This is a genomic window from Mycolicibacterium austroafricanum (assembly GCF_000612725.1).
In the GTDB taxonomy this organism is placed as follows: Bacteria; Actinomycetota; Actinomycetes; order Mycobacteriales; family Mycobacteriaceae; genus Mycobacterium; species Mycobacterium austroafricanum.
Genome location: NZ_HG964450.1, coordinates 1,094,119 through 1,111,345, shown reverse-complemented (window position 1 = coordinate 1,111,345; position 17,227 = coordinate 1,094,119). Strand labels below are relative to the sequence as shown.

Below are 17,227 nucleotides of genomic sequence, written 5' to 3'. Positions count from 1 at the left end.
GGTCGTGCGGCGGCAACGGCCGCGGCGGCGCGGCCACGGGCGGACCACCGGCACCGACCAACGCCTCCGCCGGCGCCGGGTTCTCCCGCACCGTCGGACGTTTGCGCTCGTCGGGCAGTTCGGTTTCACCCAGACCCAGCTTCTCCTGGACCCGCTTCATCCAGCGTGGCGCCCACCAGCAGTCGTCGCCGAGCAGCTTCATGATCGCGGGCACCAGGAACATCCGGATGATCGTCGCGTCCAGCAGCAGCGCGATCAGCAGACCGAACGCCAGGTACTTCATCATCACCAGGTCGGAGAACACGAACGCTCCCGCGACGACGGCCAGGACCAGCGCGGCGCCGGTGATGAGCCGGCCGGTGGTGGCGGTGCCGATGCGGATGGCCTCGGCGGTCGACATCCCGCGCTCGCGGGCCTCGACCATGCGGGACACCAGGAACACCTCGTAGTCGGTCGACAGACCCCAGATCACGGCGATGATCAGGCCGATCATCGGGGCCATCAGCGGCTGCGGTGTGTAGTTCATCAGCCCGGACCCGTGACCGTCGACGAACATCCAGGTCAGGATGCCCATCGTCGACCCGAGCGTCAGCGCGCTCATCAACGCCGCCTTGATCGGCAGCACGATGGAACCGAACGCCAGGAACATCAGGACCGTCGTGGTGACGATCAGCACCAGCACCATCAGCGGCAGCTTGTCGAACAGGCTGTGGATGCTGTCCTGTTCCAGCGCCGGGGTGCCACCCACGGATATCTGGACGCCCCGCGGAGGCTGGATGGAGCGCAGTTCCTCGATCTTCTGAGACGCGTCGTTGCGGTCGACCAGGCCGTTCTGGATCACCCGGACCGACGGATCCTTGGTGCCGCTGTCCTGGGCGGCCCGCTCCTGCCACATCTTCGTCGGATCGTTGTTGTCCTCGATGAACCCGCTGAACGTCATGGCTTTGGCCCTGACCTCGGCCAGCTGCTGGTCGGTGACCGGCTGGCCGTCCTGACGTTCGAGCACCAGCGTCAGCGGTTCCGTGCGGAAGGTGGGGAAGGTGCGGTCGAAGTCCTCCTGTGCGATGCGCACCGAGTTGTCCGGCGGCAGGTACTTCTCGCTGATGCCGCCGAGCGCCAGCTGGCCCAGCGGGATGACAAGCAGGATCATCACGATCAGGATCGGCGCGGCGAACGCGATCGGCCGCTTCATCACGACGTTGACGAGCCGGCCCCAGAAGCCCTTCTCCACCTCGGCGCGCGTCTTGGTCTTCTGGGTCTTCTCGGCAAGCCACTCGAGGTACACCCGCATCGGCTTCCAGTTGCGGAAGAACGGGACCCGCAGCAGCGTCCGCACACCGAGTGCGTCGACGTTGCGGCCGAGGATCGAGAACGCGGCCGGAAGCACGGTGACCGACAGGATCGCCGCGAGCATGACGGACGCGATGATCGCGTAGGTGATCGACTTGAGGAAGCCCTGCGGGAACAGCAGCAGCGGCACCGAGGAGGCCACCAGGATCACGGCCGAGAACATCACCGTGCGGCCCGACGTCATCACGGTGCGGCGCACGGCGGCTTCGGTGTCGTAGCCCTCGGCGATCTCCTCGCGGAACCGGCTCACCATGAACAGGCCGTAGTCGATGGCGATGCCGAGACCCATCAGCGTGACCACCGGCTGGGCGAAGAAGTGCACCGGCATGAACTCGGCGAAGATGCGCATGATGCCCAGCGCGCCCGCGATCGTCAGGCCGCCGATGATGGCGGGGAGTGTGGCCGCGATGACGCCGCCGAAGACGAAGAACAGCACCACCGCCACCAGCGGGATCGCGGCGACCTCCGCGCGCTTCTGGTCCTCGCCGATGGTTCCGGTGAGCTCGCTGGCCAGCGGCTGCAGACCGGCCAGTTTGATGTTGCCGTCGTTGATCTTGAGCAGATCGGGTTCGACGGCCTGGTAGTTCTTGAGGATCTCGTCGTCGTCGTCGCCCTTGAGCGGGATGCTGACGAACGTCTTCGAGCCGTCTGCGGTCTTCATCTGCTGCACGGTCTCGGCGGTGCTGTCGGGGGCGCGCAGCCAGCCGACCCAGCTGACGATCCGATCCTCGTGCTCGGCCACCACGTCGTTCAGTTCACCGGTGACCTTTTCCATCCACTCCGGGTTGTCGACCTTCTCGCCGTCCGGCGGCGTGAGGATCGCCACCACGTGACTGGTCCGGTCGCGACCGTAGACCTCGTCCGAGACCACCGAGGCGTGCACCGATTGGCTGCCGTCGTCGTAAAACCCGCTCTGGGTGACGTGCTGTCCCAGGCTGATGCCGTAGACGCCGCCGCCCAGGCACAGTGCGACCATGACACCGATCACTATGTATCGGTACTGGTACACCGTTCGACCCCACCAGGCGAACACGTAAGCTCCTATCGGTCTTCCAACATCCCTGCCGTCGTCGGCCCGCGCACGTCGACCCGAGACCTTTCAGTTTTCCTAGACGCGCGAGGTCAGTAGCGACGACAGCGGCCGGAACGGCTGCAGCCAGGCGCCCTGCTCGGGTAGCGAATCAAGTCCGATCCGCGGTAACGGCTCCCGGAAGACACCAGGGATGTCCTCCAGGTCGACGAACTCCAAGGTATCCGACGCTAACGCCCAACTGGCATGTTCGCGAAATCCGAGGACCTGGACCTCCACCCCGTCCCTGGCGATGTCCTCCAGCGGCAGTTTGAAGGCCTGCCCGTCGGCCGACGCCACGATCAGACCGGCCAGGCCTTCGCCGCGCCGCAGCGCGATGTGGGCCAGCATGTCGCTGTCGACGTCGCTGTCCTCGTCCACCTTGGGTTTGGCGAAGACCGCGAAACCCACGTTGCGCAACGCCTCCACCCAGGGCCGGACGACGTCGGCGCTGCCGGGGGCGATGTTGGTGAACACGGTGGCCTCGGGTTCCAACGCCACCGACCGTCCGTTGCCGGTGTACTCGGCCGACAGATCGGCGGTGCGGGCCAGCAGCCACCGTCCCAGCGCGTCGAACCGCGGCCGGTGCGCCGCGGTGGGACGACCGCCGAGGATCGACCCGAGTCCCATGTCGAGGTTGGGGGCGTCCCAGACCAGCAGCACGCGCGCCGGGGGTGCCGGGTTCGCGCCGAGGTCGGCGGGGCTGGCCGGGGTGTCCTGTGCGTCGGGGACGGCCGGGATGTTGTCGGTCAGGCTCACGGCGTCGTCTTCTCCCACAGCAGCTCGGCCACCTCGGTGCCTGCGAGGGCTTTGCGCTGGTATTTGGTCACGGGCCTGGCAGTGGAGATCGGGAGGCCGGCGTCGTCGGGGTCGATCCGCCTCAGCCGGGGTTCGGCGTCGCCGACCTCGGCGATGTGCCCGGCATAGCCCATGTGGTCGGTGGCCGCATGCAGAATTCCCCCCGGGCGGAGCCGGTCGGCGATCAGCGCCACCGTGTCGGGCTGCAGCAGCCGGCGTTTGTGGTGGCGGGCCTTGGGCCACGGGTCGGGGAAGAAGACCCGGACCCCGGTCAGCGAATCGGGTCCGAACATGTGGGTCAGCACGTCGACCCCGTCGCCGCGGATCAGCCGGATGTTGGTGACACCTTCGCGGTCCATCGCGCTGAGCAGTTGCGCCAGGCCCCGGCGGTACACCTCGACGGCGACCACATCGATGTCGGGTTCGGCCTGGGCCATCGCCAGGGTCGACGTGCCGGTACCGCACCCGATCTCCAGCACCACCGGCGCGTGACGTCCGAACCATGCTTCAGTGTCGAGCCGGCCCGCCGGCGTGGTGTCGAGCCGGCCCGCCGGCGCGTCGCCGTCCCGCACCTGCCGGCCCAGCTCGGGCCAGAGCCGGTCCCAGGTCGCCTGCTGGGCGTCGGAGATCGTCGAGCGGCGGGTCCGGAAGCTGGTCACCCTGCGGTTGAAGTGCGGGTGCGGCGGATCGTCGGAGTGCGCGGCCGCGGGCGTCGCGAGGCCGGACTCCGGTATGTGCATCCGTCCATGGTCGCTCATCAAGACCTTGCTCTCCGCATCGTGTTACAGATTGATACCCAACAGTTGCCTTCGCCTGGTACCAGCGGGTACCCGGGCGGCGGACCGTCGAAAATTCGTGTCGGGACGCCCACGGAACCGGTGCCACGATGTGTGTCAGGGACAGGCTGTCGAATCCGGCCTGTGACACGGGGGCAGGCACATCTTCGTCGACGTCATCGCACAGTTCGCCGCGCACGCGCACAACCCGCGCCTGAGTGCGGTGGAGAAGCGGTTGCGTGCACCCCACAGGGTAGCGGTGCGCGGCCGGCGCGGGGTGGGCCGCAACGCGGTGGCCTGGGCTTTCACCGCGGCGGGCGTGAGGGTCGTCACCGACATCGGGTCCGCTGACATCCAGGTCGTCGTCACCGCGGAGACGCTCAAGCCCGAGGACCGCGCCATGCTCAGGGTGTCGATACCCACGCTCGTCGTCCTCAACAAGGCCGACCTCGCGGGCCGCGAACCCGGGGGGCCGCTGGCCGCGGCGACGCGGCGGGCGGCCCAGATCGCGGCGGCGGCGGGTGTCCCCGTCGTTCCGATGATCGCCCACCTGGCCTCCGTCGAACTCGACGAACAGGACATCGCCGTGTTGCGGACGTTGGCCGCCATCCCCGTCGACATGACGTCGACCGACGCGTTCGTGGCGGCCGATCACGAGGTGCCCGCGGCGGTACGGGAACGGTTGCTCGCGCGTCTGGACCGGTTCGGTCTCGCGCACGCCGTGCTGGCGTGCGCCGACGGTGCCACCGCGGAAACCCTGACCGGCGCGCTGCGCGCGCTCAGCGGGGCCGACCGGGTCCTGGAGTGTGTGCGCGCCGCGGCGGCCGAGGTCCGGTACCGACGCGTCTGTGCTGCCGTCGACGAGCTGCACCGGCTGGCCGCCGAGACCCGCGACGACGGACTGGCCGCGTTCCTGGCCTCCGACGAGGTCGTCGTCGCGGTGATGGCCGCCGCCGTCGACGCGATGGAGGCGGCGGGACTGCGGGTCGACCGCGGGGACGACCGCGAAGCCCACGAGCGGCGCGCGGTGCGCTGGCACCGCTACGCGGCCGGACCGGTGACGGAGATGCACCGCCGCTGCGCGGCCGACATCACCCGCGGCTCGCTGCGGCTGCTGGGTCGGCGTCGATGACCGGGCCGGAGACCGTGCTGGTGGCGGGACCGCCGCGGGCCGGGGTCAGCGGCGTGGTCGCCGAACTGCGCCGCCGGATGCCGTCGCATCGATTCGTCGAGGCGGGCGAAACCGGCGCGCCGCAGCGTCCGGCGGTGGTGGTGTTCGTGGTGTCGGCGGTCGCGCCGATCACCCGGTCCGACTGCGTGCTGGCCGATCGGGTGGCGGCGTCGACCGACGCGGTGGTCGCGGTGCTGGCCAAGATCGACGACCACCGGGACTGGACGGCCGTCCTTGAGGCGAACCGCGAGTGCCTCGCCGGACACGCCGGGCGCTTCGGGCGGGTGCCGTGGGTCGGGGCGGCAGCCGCGCCGCGGCTGGGCGAGCCGCGCATGGACGAACTCGTCGCACTCCTGCGGGCGCAGCTCGACGATCCCACCCGGCCCGCACGAAACGCCCTGCGCGCCTTGGAATCCCGTGAGTGCCTGCTTCGGGGTACGCGAGACCGGCTGGTGCAACGGCGGCGCCGCGAGGCGTCGGAACGCGCCACCGCGCTGCGGTCGGCGATCCAGCAGAGCCGGCTGACGCTGACGCATACCGCGCGCCGGCGCTGTGCGGAACTGCGTACCGACCTGCTGGCCGAGGCCACCGCAGTGGGCAGGGGCGAGGTATGCCGGTTCGCGCACCGCGCCCGGCGGCGCAGTGCCGAGGTGCTGGCCGCCGTCGAGGCGGACCTCACCGCGTACACGCACGACGCGCCACCCCGGGTGACGGCGCCGCTGCTTCTGCCGGATCCGCCGTTGCGCGCCCGGCGGCTGGAAACCCGGTTGATGACCGTGCTCGGTGCCGGATTCGGCCTCGGGGTCGCGGTCGTGGTGACCCGGTTCCTGGCCGGGCTGGCGCCCGAGTTCGCGACGGCGGCCCTGACTGCCGGTGCCGCGATCGGGTTGGTGACGACGGCGTGGGTGATCAGGGCGCGGGCGCTGCTGCACGACCGCGCGGTCCTGGAGAGGTGGGCCGCCGACGGGGTCGCCGCACTGCGGGCTGCCGTCGAGGAACGGGTGGCGGCCGGGATGCTGGCCGCCGAGACCGCGATCGCCGCCGAGAGCGCCCGCGCCGCAGCCGCCCGGGACGGTGACACCCGTCGGCGGATCGCCGCGATCGAGGCCGAGCTACACGACCTCTCACAGGCGCGGATGCTCCTCGTCAGACGCGAGAACTTGTTACCGGTCGGTAGACCGCCCGGTGGCGGCCATCTGAATCGTTCCTGTGAGTGAATGGACATACTCCGGATTAACCGCGGGTATCTCACCCGCGTTAACCTCAGTACACAGTGACCAGGGAGTCCGAACCTCGGGGTTCCGATTCCGGCGCCTGCGCCCAGGCAGGCACTTCGCAGAACATTGCAGGGGAGACGACACAGCATGACCGCAGCGACCATTCCGGGACTGGACAACGCACCGACCAAGCACCAGGGTCTGCTCGAGTGGGTTCGTGAGGTCGCCGAGCTGACCCAGCCCGACCGTGTCGCATGGGCCGACGGGTCGCAGGAAGAGTACGACCGGCTCTGCGCGCAGCTCGTCGAGGCGGGCACCTTCAAGAAGCTGAATCCGGAGAAGCAGCCCAACTCGTACCTGGCGCTCTCCGATCCGTCCGACGTCGCGCGCGTCGAATCCCGCACCTTCATCTGCTCCAAGCGCGAGATCGACGCGGGCCCCACCAACAACTGGATGGACCCGGCCGAGATGCGCGGCATCCTGACCGACCTGTACCGCGGATGCATGCGCGGCCGCACCCTGTGGGTGGTGCCGTTCTGCATGGGTCCGCTGGACGCCGACGACCCGAAGCTCGGTGTGGAGATCACCGACTCCGAGTACGTGGTCGTCTCGATGCGCACCATGACCCGGATGGGCGCGGCGGCGCTGCAGAAGATGGGTGACGACGGTTTCTTCGTCAAGGCGCTGCACTCGATCGGCGCCCCGCTTGAGCCGGGTCAGAAAGACGTGCCGTGGCCGTGCAACGACACCAAGTACATCACCCACTTCCCGGAGACCCGTGAGATCTGGAGCTACGGTTCCGGCTACGGCGGCAACGCGCTGCTCGGCAAGAAGTGCTACTCGCTGCGCATCGCATCGGCGATGGCCCATGACGAGGGCTGGCTCGCCGAGCACATGCTGATCCTCAAGCTCATCTCGCCCGAGAACAAGGCCTACTACATCGCCGCGGCGTTCCCGTCGGCGTGCGGCAAGACCAACCTCGCGATGCTGCAGCCCACCATCCCGGGCTGGCGCGCCGAGACCGTCGGCGACGACATCGCCTGGATGCGGTTCGGCAAGGACGGGCGCCTGTACGCCACCAACCCCGAGTTCGGCTTCTTCGGCGTCGCGCCGGGCACCAACTGGGACTCCAACCCGAACGCGATGAAGACCATCGCCGCGGGCAACACCGTCTTCACCAACGTCGCGCTGACCGACGATCACGACGTGTGGTGGGAGGGCCTGGAGGGCGAGCCCGACCACCTGATCGACTGGAAGGGCCAGGACTGGATCCTGCGGGAGACGGAAACCAAGGCGGCGCACCCGAACTCGCGCTACTGCACGCCGATCTCGCAGTGCCCGACGCTGGCGCCGGAGTGGGACGACCCGCAGGGTGTGCCGATCTCGGCGATCCTGTTCGGCGGCCGTCGCAAGACCACCGTCCCGTTGATCACCGAGGCCCGCGACTGGCAGCACGGCGTGTTCATCGGCGCCACGCTGGGCTCCGAGCAGACCGCCGCCGCCGAGGGCAAGGTCGGCACCGTGCGCCGCGACCCGATGGCGATGCTGCCGTTCCTCGGCTACAACGTCGGCGACTACTTCCAGCACTGGATCAACATCGGCAAGCAGGCCGACGAGTCGCAGCTGCCGAAGGTGTTCTTCGTCAACTGGTTCCGCCGCGGCGACGACGGCCGCTTCCTGTGGCCGGGCTTCGGCGAGAACAGCCGGGTGCTGAAGTGGGCCATCGAGCGCATCGAGCACAAGGCCGACGGCAAGAGCACCCCGATCGGCATCGTGCCCACCGCGGCCGACCTCGATCTCGAGGGCCTGGACGTGGACCCCGCCGACGTCGACGAGGCGCTGGCCGTCAACGCCGACGAATGGCGCGCCGAGGTGCCGCTGATCGAGGAGTGGTTCGAGTTCGTCGGCGAGAAGCTGCCCACCGGCATCAAGGACGAGTTCGACGCGCTGAAGACCCGCCTCGCCGAAGACAGCTAGCCACAGCTAGCCCCGCAATTTCGGCGAGCGTGCGTGTCTGAGGTCGACACGCCGCTCGCGGTGCGTATTTCGCGCACGCTCGCGGAGTCACTCAGTCGGTGATGAGCGCGTGTGCCACCGCTTCGCCGACCTGCGCGTCGGTGAGGGTGCTGTACTCGATGAGGGTGTGGGAAAGCACCGTGCGCACCATCACCTCGGCAGCTTGCACCGCCGACAGTCGCAGCCGTCGGGTATCCACGGCGATGGCCGGCGTGACGGCGGCCGCGACGGTCTGCACGAGGTCCGTCCGCGAATCCCCGACTGCAAGCGCGGCATGCAGCAGCCAGTGTGGTTCGTGTGTGCGGACGTAGGTGAACGCACGATGGCTGCGCAGATAGCGCAACGCCGACACGACGATCGACGCGACCAGCGCCGTGGCGTCGGCGGTGGTGTCGATGTCGGCGTGCACCGCGACCAGCATCAGGCCGATCTCGTGCTGGGCGACCGCGCCGACGAGTCCGTCCTTGTCGCCGAACTCCCGGTAGGCCGTGGCCCGGGAGACGTGGGCGTGCTCGGCGACCTGGCTGAGCGTGAGCCCATCGATGCCACCGTCGGCGATGAGGTCCAGCGCAGACCGTAGCAGCGCATCGAACGACCGGGTGGTGGGCATCACGGAAATTCTTACCCGAGGGATCGCCCGGGCGGGGCCATTGACGAACCGATGCGACTGAGACTAATTTGCATTTGAGTCTCATTTGGCGAAGGAGGGCCGTGCCCGCGTCACTCGACCCGTCGGTGGACCTGACGACGTTGCCCGCACTTCGCCGCTACCTGGAGTCCCTGCCGGACCCCGAACGCAGGACCGCCACCGCGCAACTGTCCGCCATGGGTCCCGACGATCTGAGCAGCCTCGGCGTCAGCGAGCCGCAACCCGCCGAACACGACTACCGCGTCGAACAGATCGACGGGACGATCCCGGCCGGGTTGCGCGGGACGCTCTACCGCAACGGCCCCGGTCGCTGGGAGGACCACAAGGGGCGGCCGCTGCGTCATCTGTTCGACGGGGACGGCATGCTCTCGGCCTTCACCATCGACGCCGCCGGCGTGCACTACCGCAACCGCTATGTGCGTACCCGGCATTTCGGGGGCAGGGGCGGTGTCAGCCACATGGGTACCTCGGCGCCGGGGGGTTGGCGGGCGAACATCTGCCGGGTGCCACCGAATCTCGCCAACACCAACGTCGTCGAGCACGCCGGCCGCCTCTACGCGTTGTGGGAGGGTGGCCCGCCGCACGAGATCGACCCGGATACCCTCGAGACCATGGGTGTACGTCGGTTCGGCGGCGAATTACGCTGGCTGGGAAGCTATTCCGCCCATCCGAGCTTCTGCCCGAGCAGCGGGGCGATGTTCAACTTCGGGGTCGAGCTGATGCCGCGTCCGCACCTGCGCATCTACCGCACCGACCGGACGGGGCGCCTGCGGCACTTCCGCTCGGCCGCGCTGCCGTACGCCGCGATGGTCCACGACTTCGCGATCACCGAACGGTACATCGTGTTCCTCATCTCACCGATCATCCCCGACGCGATGTCGGTGGCGTTGGGGCGCGCGCCGATCGGTGACACGCTGCGCTACCGCCCCGAGCGGGGCAGTGTGGTTCTCCTGGTGCCGCGTGCCGGCGGAAAGATCCGCCGTATCGAGTGCGAGGCGGTTCTGCAGTTCCATCTGAGCAACGCCTTCGATGACGGAGACGACGTGGTCATCGACGCCATCACCTACGCCGACGGGCGGCTGCTCGAACGCATCGCGCGCTTCCACACCACCTCGCTGGCCGACATGCCCTCGCAGTTCACGCGTTTTCGGGTCGGCGCAACGGGCAGGGTCGGGGCGGAGCCGCTGACCGACAGCCCGAGTGAGTTCCCCCGCCATCACCCTGCGCGGGAGGGCCGACCGCACCGCTACGCGTACGTCAACACGCGCCGGACGCTCGGCACGCTGTACGACACGGTCACCAAGCTCGACCTGGCCGATCAGACGGAGCTCAGCTATCCCGCCCCCGAACCCGGCAACAGCTTCTGCGAGCCGGTGTTCGCACCGCGGCCCGGCGCCACGGCCGAGGACGACGGCTGGTTGCTGACCGTGGAGTACCGGGCCGCGCACAAGACGTCGCGGCTGGTCATCCTGGATGCCGCGGACCCGTCGCGCGGACCGGTCGCCACGGCTCAACTTGCGAGTCACATCCCGCAGGGTTTCCACGGCAACTTCTCCGCGCGCACCAGCTGAAGTACAGCTGCTGTCACGCGCCGAGTCGCGCCGGCACGACGGTGCCGACGATGTACTCGGCGATCGCCAACGACGATGTCGCCCCCGGTGACGGCGCGTTGCGCAGGTGGATGACCTTGTCGGTGCCCGTGATCACAAAGTCGTCTTCGAGGGTGCCGTCGGCGTTCATCGCCTGAGCGCGGATGCCGCGCGGGCCGCGGACGACGTCGTCGACACTCACGTCGGGAACGTACTTCTGCGCCTCCCGGACGAACGCGGCCCTGCTCATGACCGTGCGTGCCTCGCGCACCGCGGCGGCCGTGTTGCGCACCGCGAAGCGCCAGAAGCCCGGAAACCCCACCGCTGCGGCCACATCCCTGGCCGACCAGCCGCCACGTGTGTACGCCTCCCGGCCGGGTGCCAGAAAAGCGTTGGGCCCCAGACTGACGCGCCCGTCGACGTGTTTGGTCAGGTGGACTCCGAGGAAGGGGTAGCGCGGATCGGGCACCGGATAGATCAACCCGTTCACCATGTCCGACTTGGCCTCGTGAAGCAGGAAGTAGTCACCGAAGAACGGCACGATCCGCGGTGACGAACTGTCGCCGAACATCCGGGCAACGCGGTCGGATTGCAGCCCCGCGCAGGTGACCACGACGTCGAAGGCGCCAGAGGTGGCGGCCGTGGTCACGACGACCTCTGTTCCGTGCCGCCGCATTCCGATGACGCCGTGATCGCACAGCACCTCGCCACCGGCATCGGCGATGTCGACGGCGAGTGCCTCGGCGACCGCCGGATAGTCCACGATCGCGGTCGACGGGGAGTGCAGCGCACTGATTCCTCGGGCATGCGGTTCGATGTCGGTGATCTCGCCGGCGTCGACGAGCCTCACTCCGGGAACGCCGTTGGCGAGCGCCCGCTCGTGGATGCCGGCCAGCCGGGCCGCGTCGCCGGCGGTATGTGCCACCACGATCTTGCCGCATTCGGAGTACCGAATGTCCTTCTGTGCGAGGTACTCTCGCAGCAGGTGCACCCCGCGTCGGCATAGTCGGGCCTTGAGGCTGCCCGGCGCGTAGTAGAGCCCCGCATGTACGACCCCGCTGTTGTGTCCCGTCTGATGTCGCGCGACACCGGACTCCTTCTCGAACACGGTGACACGCGCGCCGTCGATCGAGTGCAGGAGCTCCCTGGCGACAGCAAGGCCCACGATTCCACCGCCCACCACCGCGACTCGAAGAGCAGCCATGCTTGATCCTCTCACTTCCTCCACCTGTCGAGTCCTGCAGAGCGCCTCAGTGTTCCGTACCATAGGCGGCACTGGGCGACCACAGGACGGAGCCGAGCGTGTCGATCGGCGATCAGCTCGAGTTCATCGCCCCCATGCCCCGCCTGCTCGACGATGGTTCGGCGTGGGTCGAGGAACTCCGTCGCCTGGAGGAGTTCGGTTTCGACACGGTGTCGGTGTCCCACCACGTCACCAGCGGTTGGCAGCTCGCACCCGTGGCCGCGATGGCGTTCGCCGCGGCCAGCACGAGCCGCCTGAAGGTGTTGACCCTCGTCGCGCAGAACCCTCTGCAACACCCCGCGTTGTTGGCCAAAGATATCGCGACGATCGACCGGTTGTCCGGTGGCCGAGCCGAACTCGGTCTCGGCGCCGGATGGCTGGCCGCTGACTACGCCGCGCTCGGTGTCCCCTTTGAGTCCCATCGCACGCGGGTTGATCAGTGCGCCGAGGCGCTGACGATCATCCGTGACTTCTTTACCGAGGACACCGTCGATTTCGTGGGCCACCACTATCACGTGACCGGCCTTGAGGCGTTGCCCCGCTGCTGCCGGCAACCGAGCCCGCCGATCCTGCTCGGCGCCGCCGGTCCACGGATGCTCGACCTCGGCGGGCGCAGTGCCGACATCGTCGGTGTACTGCCCCGAATGGTGAACGGACGCATCGATCACGAGACGGTGGCTGACGTTGCCGCGCCGTCCTTGCACGCCAAGATCGCGCGGGTCCGGGATTCCGCCGCGCGGGCCGGCAGGCAGATGCCTCGAATACAGTTCAGCGTGCTGCATCTTGATGTCACTGATGTGGAATCACCTCCCCGTCCCGTCACCCAATGGGAGGAAGCGCTTGCGACAGAAAGGAATTGGCCACTGCACGGCACGCCTGCCTGCCTGGTGGGAACCGCAGCCGAGTGCGCGGAGCAGGTGGCCGAATTCAGCCACCGATTCGGGATCGGGTACTGGCATCTCGGTCAGGACAGCCGTGCGGCGGCCGCCGTCATCGCCCATCTGCATTAGGGTGGTGTCGATCAGGGGTTCGCATCCGCGACCAGCACCCAGTCTTCATTGCTCGGCGGGGTATAGCTGACCTTGCCGGCCTCCAGTGCTCCCAGTGGCGTCCGCGCGCCGCTGCGCGGATCGAACCAAGACAGCTGGGCGCGCGGGTCGACCACCGTCGCGATGTCCGCCTCGAACTCTTCGCCGTCCGGGCTGTAGATCAGCGCGTACGAGCGATCCGCAGCGCTCATCGCCTGTAGCCGGGCACCGCCCGACCGTACGCTCTTGACGATCCTTCCGTTATCGGGAGATCCCTTCCACCACGGGTACGAATGGACCAGGGACACGAGGTTGCGCATCTGCCAGGCCGCCTCGTCCTCCATCGCGGATCGCCACTCACCGACCGCGCCCAACTCGCTGGACCGGCCGGTCGACCCGGAGAACTGCCACACCGCGTGGTCGCCGTAGGTGTGTCCGGCGGCGCCGGCGAAGACCGCCCAGTACGCGTCGCGCCGGACGTCGATCGGTGTGGAGTAGCCCTCCGGCTCCTGATCCCAGCAATACGGGTGGCCGGAGTAGATCGGCTCGCCGTCGAGGAAGGGCCGCGTCGGCGCGGTCTCGTAGGCTGCGCGCAGCAGATCGCGTCTTTCGTTGTAGCGCAGGCAATGTCCGCCCTGTATCATGTCGAAGGTCAGCCAGGGATCGCCCCGGAACCAGTGTGTGGCGCTGGTTCCGCCGATCGGGTGGTAGGTCATCGCTGAGCCCTGATAGTTCTCCTTGCCGGTGAGCCCCAGCGCGATTCCGCGCGCCAGTGCCCGCCACACGTCTTCGTGGCCGTTGGCGGCCGCGTCCCCGCCGAGCACCCAGATGACCTTCCTGTCGCGATATCGGGCTCCGATGAACCTGCCGTACTCGGCCGCGTTGTCGTGGGTGACCAGATCTCCGACCTGGCCGTGTGCCCAGACCGGGACCACGGCCACACGGATTCCGCGGATGTTGGCCTGGTCGACGATGAAGTCGAGATGGTTCCAATAGTCGTACTGCCCAGGATCGTTCGGGTCGGCCCCGTCGGTGACGGCCAGCTGGGACAGCGTCTTGTCGTACGGCCAGTCGTCGTACCGGTTTGGGCCGGGACCGCCGGCCTGGTTGAAGATGGCCACGGTCTGGATGACGTTGAAGCCCTGTGCGTTCCGGATGTCCAGGTAGGTCACGACCTCGTCCCGGGTGAGGTTGATCGGAAGGCTCCATGCCGTGTCGGCCATCCAGAAGAAGGGTTCGCCGGCTGCGTCGAGGAAGTACCGCGAGTTGTCACTGACCAGAAGGGGAGGTGTCGGCACGGGGCCGTCGGTCTTCGCGCTGACGCCGCTCTGCAGACCGAGCCCGACGAAGATCAGCGTGGGTATGGCGACCGCGATCGCGGTGAACCAACCACCCGTCCGGCGGCGGGGCGGCTTCTCCGGCGCCGGAGAGACATTACGGGCCATGGGTCACCTCTTCTTCTGCGGCCTGTACTCGAACACAACGGTGTGTTCGTCATCGATCACCCTGCTCCACAGCGGTGTTCGCGACAGCAGGTCGATCAGGCTGGGCACATACGTTTGTGGGAACCAATCCTGGTACTCGCCGTAGGCCCGCACCTGACGCGGAAGAATCACATAGAGAGCCCTGGCGCGTCCGTTGCGCTGGAATGTCGACTCGATAAGCGAGACGTCCTGCGGTGTGGCGAAATCCTTGTGCAACAGATGGGGACGTACCCCGTCGAACACCGAATCGTAGGCAGGATCGAGCAACCGGAGTCGTACGGCGTCGGCCGTCGAACCCTCGGGCCAGCCGACGTTCTGCGCGAGGGTGCCAACCACGTACTTGCCCTCGGTCTGTGCCAACAGGTTTCGGCTGTGCTCAACCTGCGACCGGGTGACGGTGACGTAACTCCACCCGCTGTAATAGCCCTGTAGCCCCACGGCCCCGATCGCGGCGGCGACGAGCGCGGTCACGGCGCAGCCGATGACCCTCGGCCACGGGCTCTCGAAATCGATGAGCAACACCGCCACGACCGCCAGCAGGGCCGAACACCCTGCGATGCTGTAGAGGAAGACGCGGAGGATCGCTTCGCCGCCGTAGTCCTGGCCGGCGAGGATCATCGCCGGTGAGAAGGCGAGAACGGCAAAACCCCAAGGGGCCCCGTGACGCCGCCAGATCACGATGAAACATACGGCGGCGAGAATCCACAGCCCGACGAACAGTCCGCGCTCCAGCAGGATGGTGAACTCCCGGCCGGCCGAGCCAGGTGCCTCGGCTACCACGGTGCTGTTCTTCAATGGGTTGAAGCCGCTGAACACGTCGAACTTGGCGGCGCGGTTGAGTCGCGGGACCACGTAGACCGCCAGCATCGTCAGATAGACGACCGGTAGCCACCACGGCCTCATCTGTCTGAAGACGGCTAGCGCGGCGAGCACGAAGAACAGCCAGAACGGGGTGAGTTGATGCGTTGCCACCAGGACCGCGGCCAGCGGGATCGCCAGGTACCCGGCGATGCGCGCCGTCTTCGAGTACAGCACCAGGGTCAGAATCGACAAGGTGAGGATCAGGCCGGCAGCCTGCGGCGAATAGTAGTCTTGGCCCGTCCAGTTCATGATCAGAGCGAGCATCGCGGCGATGAGTCCGGCGCGGGCCCCGAAGCCGGCACTGACCACAAGGGTGCCGACCAACAGTGACAGCAGCGACGAAGACACCGGCGCGAACCAATGCGCGACGGTGAGTGAATCCACTCCCGACACCGAGCTGAACCACGCCATCAACGCGAAGAAACTCGGCCAGTCGCCATAGATCTGGATGCTCGGTGAGGCGTGCCCGTCGATCATGTACTCGGCGATGCCGATGTGTTTGTAGGTCCAGACATAGAGTGGCATTTCGGTGAGAAGCGTCGCTGTGACCCGGGCGATCAGCGCCATCACGACGATCGCCAGCACCGCCCACACCGTGCGGTGAACGGCGATGGCCCAGAAGAACGCGGCAAGCGTCACGCACGCGCTTGCGCCCAACAGAGCTCCGCCGCTGGTTGCCAGCAGTCCATAGGTGCCTGCCTCGACGTGTCGCAGAGTCGACAGCGCGACTGCCCAAACTCCGACGGCGACCACGAGCATGACCGCGGGACCGTGCGCGCGGGCTCTGGCGGGCTGGTCGTCGGTGGATGAGGTGTCTCCGCTCGACGGCAAGCGGTTCTGCAGCGTCACCACGTCGGATCCGCCTCCGTTGCCGGATCGCGGAGCGTGCGCAGACGGATGGCTCCGCTGAGAGCGACCAGCGCGGCGACGATCAGACACGAGGGCACGGGATACCAGAACTCGAGCCACGCCATCACCACCGCTACGGCCGTCAGCGCTGCGATGCTGATGCCGACGACTGCGGCCATCGTGACCGCGGCGGGCAGGTCGATCCAGCACATCACCGCGCTGCCGACGCCCGTGAGCACGAAGGCCAACAGGACCACCCCCCTGAGCGGTGTGGACACAGGCACCGTGGCCAGCGCGCCGCAGGCGGCCGCGGCCAGCGACACCGTAGCCACCCTCTCGTCACGGCTGGAAAGCGTTCGCAACCAACGGGACACCTTCACGACGACTCCCCCTTCAGGTCGTACTGGCGAACCCAGTCCACCCACTGCTGAGCTCCTCCGCCGGTGTCACCGCCGAAGTAGTCAAGTTGCAGACACAGATGCATCGGTCGCGGCGGCAACAGGTTCGGGTCGGTGATCAACCATTCCGGCTCGCCGTCGACGTAGTAGATGAGGTGTGAGGACGTCCACTCGACGGCATAACTGTGCCATCGGGTCGCATCGACGGTGACCTTCGTCGACTGCTTCGCACCGCCGGGGCCCCAGTGCAGCCAGAATTCGACCTGTTGGCGGGCGGGATCGACGATCTCCATGAAGTCGACCTCGCCTCCGGCGGGCCAGTCCTCGGCGTCCGGCCACAGCAGCACCAGCGAGTGGTAGGCGGCCGGGGCGATCGACGATCTCACGCACGCCTCCCAGCGGCCGTGCAGCTGGCCGGGCAGCCAGCCCATTCCCCCCGAGTTGCCCTGTGAATCGCCGGTGATGGTCAGCATTCCGTCGGTGACGGACATCGCCCCCGGTGTCCGGCGTCCGTTGCCGGCGTGTCCCGGCCCGTCGTAGACGATCCAGTCCGGCAGAGAGGACGGGCCATCGAAGTTGTCGAGCCGGTTCGGCGTGCCCCAGCCCAGGCTTGCGGCCGCTGTCACCGGGCACCGTTCGGTGTGGGTCTTGGCCGTGCCGGTACACGCACTGAGCAGCAGACACAGCGAACTCCCCAGTGCCACAACACGAACTGTCACGAAGCGCACG

General features: G+C 68.1%; 14 protein-coding genes. 5 read left to right on the top strand and 9 right to left on the bottom strand.

From position 1 onward, the window contains the following. From BN976_RS05280 to trmB, 3 genes are all read right to left on the bottom strand, one after another. On the bottom strand, window positions 1–2,383 hold a 2,383-nt coding region (locus BN976_RS05280), incomplete at its 3' end, for a trehalose monomycolate exporter MmpL3 (RefSeq protein WP_036368518.1). A gap of 75 nt (window positions 2,384–2,458) precedes the next feature. Next, window positions 2,459–3,178: an NYN domain-containing protein gene (locus tag BN976_RS05275; RefSeq protein ID WP_011777521.1), complete on the bottom strand. Its 720-nt coding sequence runs from the start codon at window positions 3,176–3,178 to the stop codon at window positions 2,459–2,461. Continuing rightward, the gene (trmB, locus tag BN976_RS05270) at window positions 3,175–3,975 is read right to left on the bottom strand and encodes a tRNA (guanosine(46)-N7)-methyltransferase TrmB (RefSeq protein ID WP_036368517.1); all 801 of its coding nucleotides are present in this window, start codon (window positions 3,973–3,975) and stop codon (window positions 3,175–3,177) included. The genes BN976_RS05275 and trmB overlap by 4 nt, the downstream gene beginning before the upstream one ends. Window positions 3,976–4,216: 241 nt before the next feature. Between trmB and BN976_RS05265 the strand changes: the two genes are divergently transcribed. From BN976_RS05265 to BN976_RS05255, 3 genes are all read left to right on the top strand, one after another. Continuing rightward, on the top strand, window positions 4,217–5,125 hold the full coding sequence (locus BN976_RS05265) for a hypothetical protein (RefSeq protein ID WP_105387920.1): 909 nt from the start codon (window positions 4,217–4,219) through the stop codon (window positions 5,123–5,125). Beyond that, window positions 5,122–6,381 carry a hypothetical protein gene (locus BN976_RS05260; protein WP_011777524.1) on the top strand — a complete coding sequence of 420 codons (1,260 nt, stop codon included), beginning with the start codon at window positions 5,122–5,124 and terminating at the stop codon, window positions 6,379–6,381. Before BN976_RS05265 ends, BN976_RS05260 begins: the two co-directional genes overlap by 4 nt. 147 nt (window positions 6,382–6,528) lie before the next feature. Beyond that, window positions 6,529–8,358 carry a phosphoenolpyruvate carboxykinase (GTP) gene (locus BN976_RS05255; RefSeq protein WP_011777525.1) on the top strand — a complete coding sequence of 610 codons (1,830 nt, stop codon included), beginning with the start codon at window positions 6,529–6,531 and terminating at the stop codon, window positions 8,356–8,358. Window positions 8,359–8,449: 91 nt separating this feature from the next. Here BN976_RS05255 and BN976_RS05250 read toward each other — a convergent pair whose 3' ends face one another. Further along, complete coding sequence (locus BN976_RS05250; RefSeq protein ID WP_036368512.1) at window positions 8,450–9,007, bottom strand: TetR/AcrR family transcriptional regulator; 558 nt, start codon at window positions 9,005–9,007, stop codon at window positions 8,450–8,452. Between the two features lie 101 nt (window positions 9,008–9,108). Here BN976_RS05250 and BN976_RS05245 point away from each other — a divergent pair, with 101 nt between their 5' ends. Then, on the top strand, window positions 9,109–10,617 hold the full coding sequence (locus tag BN976_RS05245) for a carotenoid oxygenase family protein (RefSeq protein WP_235621973.1): 1,509 nt from the start codon (window positions 9,109–9,111) through the stop codon (window positions 10,615–10,617). A gap of 13 nt (window positions 10,618–10,630) precedes the next feature. On the opposite strand, the gene lhgO is transcribed toward BN976_RS05245, so the two are convergent. Further along, window positions 10,631–11,839, bottom strand: a complete 1,209-nt coding sequence (gene lhgO, locus BN976_RS05240) for an L-2-hydroxyglutarate dehydrogenase (RefSeq protein WP_011777528.1) — start codon at window positions 11,837–11,839, stop codon at window positions 10,631–10,633. A 98-nt stretch (window positions 11,840–11,937) separates the two neighbouring features. Here lhgO and BN976_RS05235 point away from each other — a divergent pair, with 98 nt between their 5' ends. Beyond that, window positions 11,938–12,888, top strand: coding sequence for a TIGR03621 family F420-dependent LLM class oxidoreductase (locus BN976_RS05235; protein ID WP_011777529.1), 951 nt, complete (start codon window positions 11,938–11,940; stop codon window positions 12,886–12,888). An 11-nt stretch (window positions 12,889–12,899) separates the two neighbouring features. Here BN976_RS05235 and BN976_RS05230 read toward each other — a convergent pair whose 3' ends face one another. From BN976_RS05230 to BN976_RS05215, 4 genes are read right to left on the bottom strand one after another with little or no spacing between them, the layout of a single operon-like run. Next, on the bottom strand, window positions 12,900–14,351 hold the full coding sequence (locus BN976_RS05230; protein ID WP_011777530.1) for a glycoside hydrolase family 140 protein: 1,452 nt from the start codon (window positions 14,349–14,351) through the stop codon (window positions 12,900–12,902). 3 nt (window positions 14,352–14,354) lie between these two features. Further along, window positions 14,355–16,103: a hypothetical protein gene (locus BN976_RS05225; protein ID WP_049778007.1), complete on the bottom strand. Its 1,749-nt coding sequence runs from the start codon at window positions 16,101–16,103 to the stop codon at window positions 14,355–14,357. Continuing rightward, window positions 16,097–16,480 (bottom strand): hypothetical protein, encoded by a 384-nt coding sequence (locus tag BN976_RS05220; protein WP_011777532.1) that lies wholly within the window; start codon window positions 16,478–16,480, stop codon window positions 16,097–16,099. The genes BN976_RS05225 and BN976_RS05220 overlap by 7 nt, the downstream gene beginning before the upstream one ends. After that, entirely contained in the window at window positions 16,477–17,217 is a 741-nt protein-coding gene (locus BN976_RS05215; RefSeq protein WP_011777533.1) for a glycoside hydrolase family 16 protein, read from the bottom strand. The genes BN976_RS05220 and BN976_RS05215 overlap by 4 nt, the downstream gene beginning before the upstream one ends. Between the last annotated feature and the right edge of the window lie 10 nt (window positions 17,218–17,227).

Bases quoted from the DNA above. Each gene is read 5' to 3' on its own strand.
- trmB (WP_036368517.1), bottom strand. From the start codon at position 3,975: ATGAGCGACCATGGACGGATGCACATACCGGAGTCCGGCCTCGCGACG.
- BN976_RS05260 (WP_011777524.1), top strand. From the start codon at position 5,122: ATGACCGGGCCGGAGACCGTGCTGGTGGCGGGACCGCCGCGGGCCGGG.
- BN976_RS05255 (WP_011777525.1), top strand. From the start codon at position 6,529: ATGACCGCAGCGACCATTCCGGGACTGGACAACGCACCGACCAAGCAC.
- BN976_RS05250 (WP_036368512.1), bottom strand. From the start codon at position 9,007: ATGCCCACCACCCGGTCGTTCGATGCGCTGCTACGGTCTGCGCTGGAC.
- lhgO (WP_011777528.1), bottom strand. From the start codon at position 11,839: ATGGCTGCTCTTCGAGTCGCGGTGGTGGGCGGTGGAATCGTGGGCCTT.
- BN976_RS05230 (WP_011777530.1), bottom strand. From the start codon at position 14,351: ATGGCCCGTAATGTCTCTCCGGCGCCGGAGAAGCCGCCCCGCCGCCGG.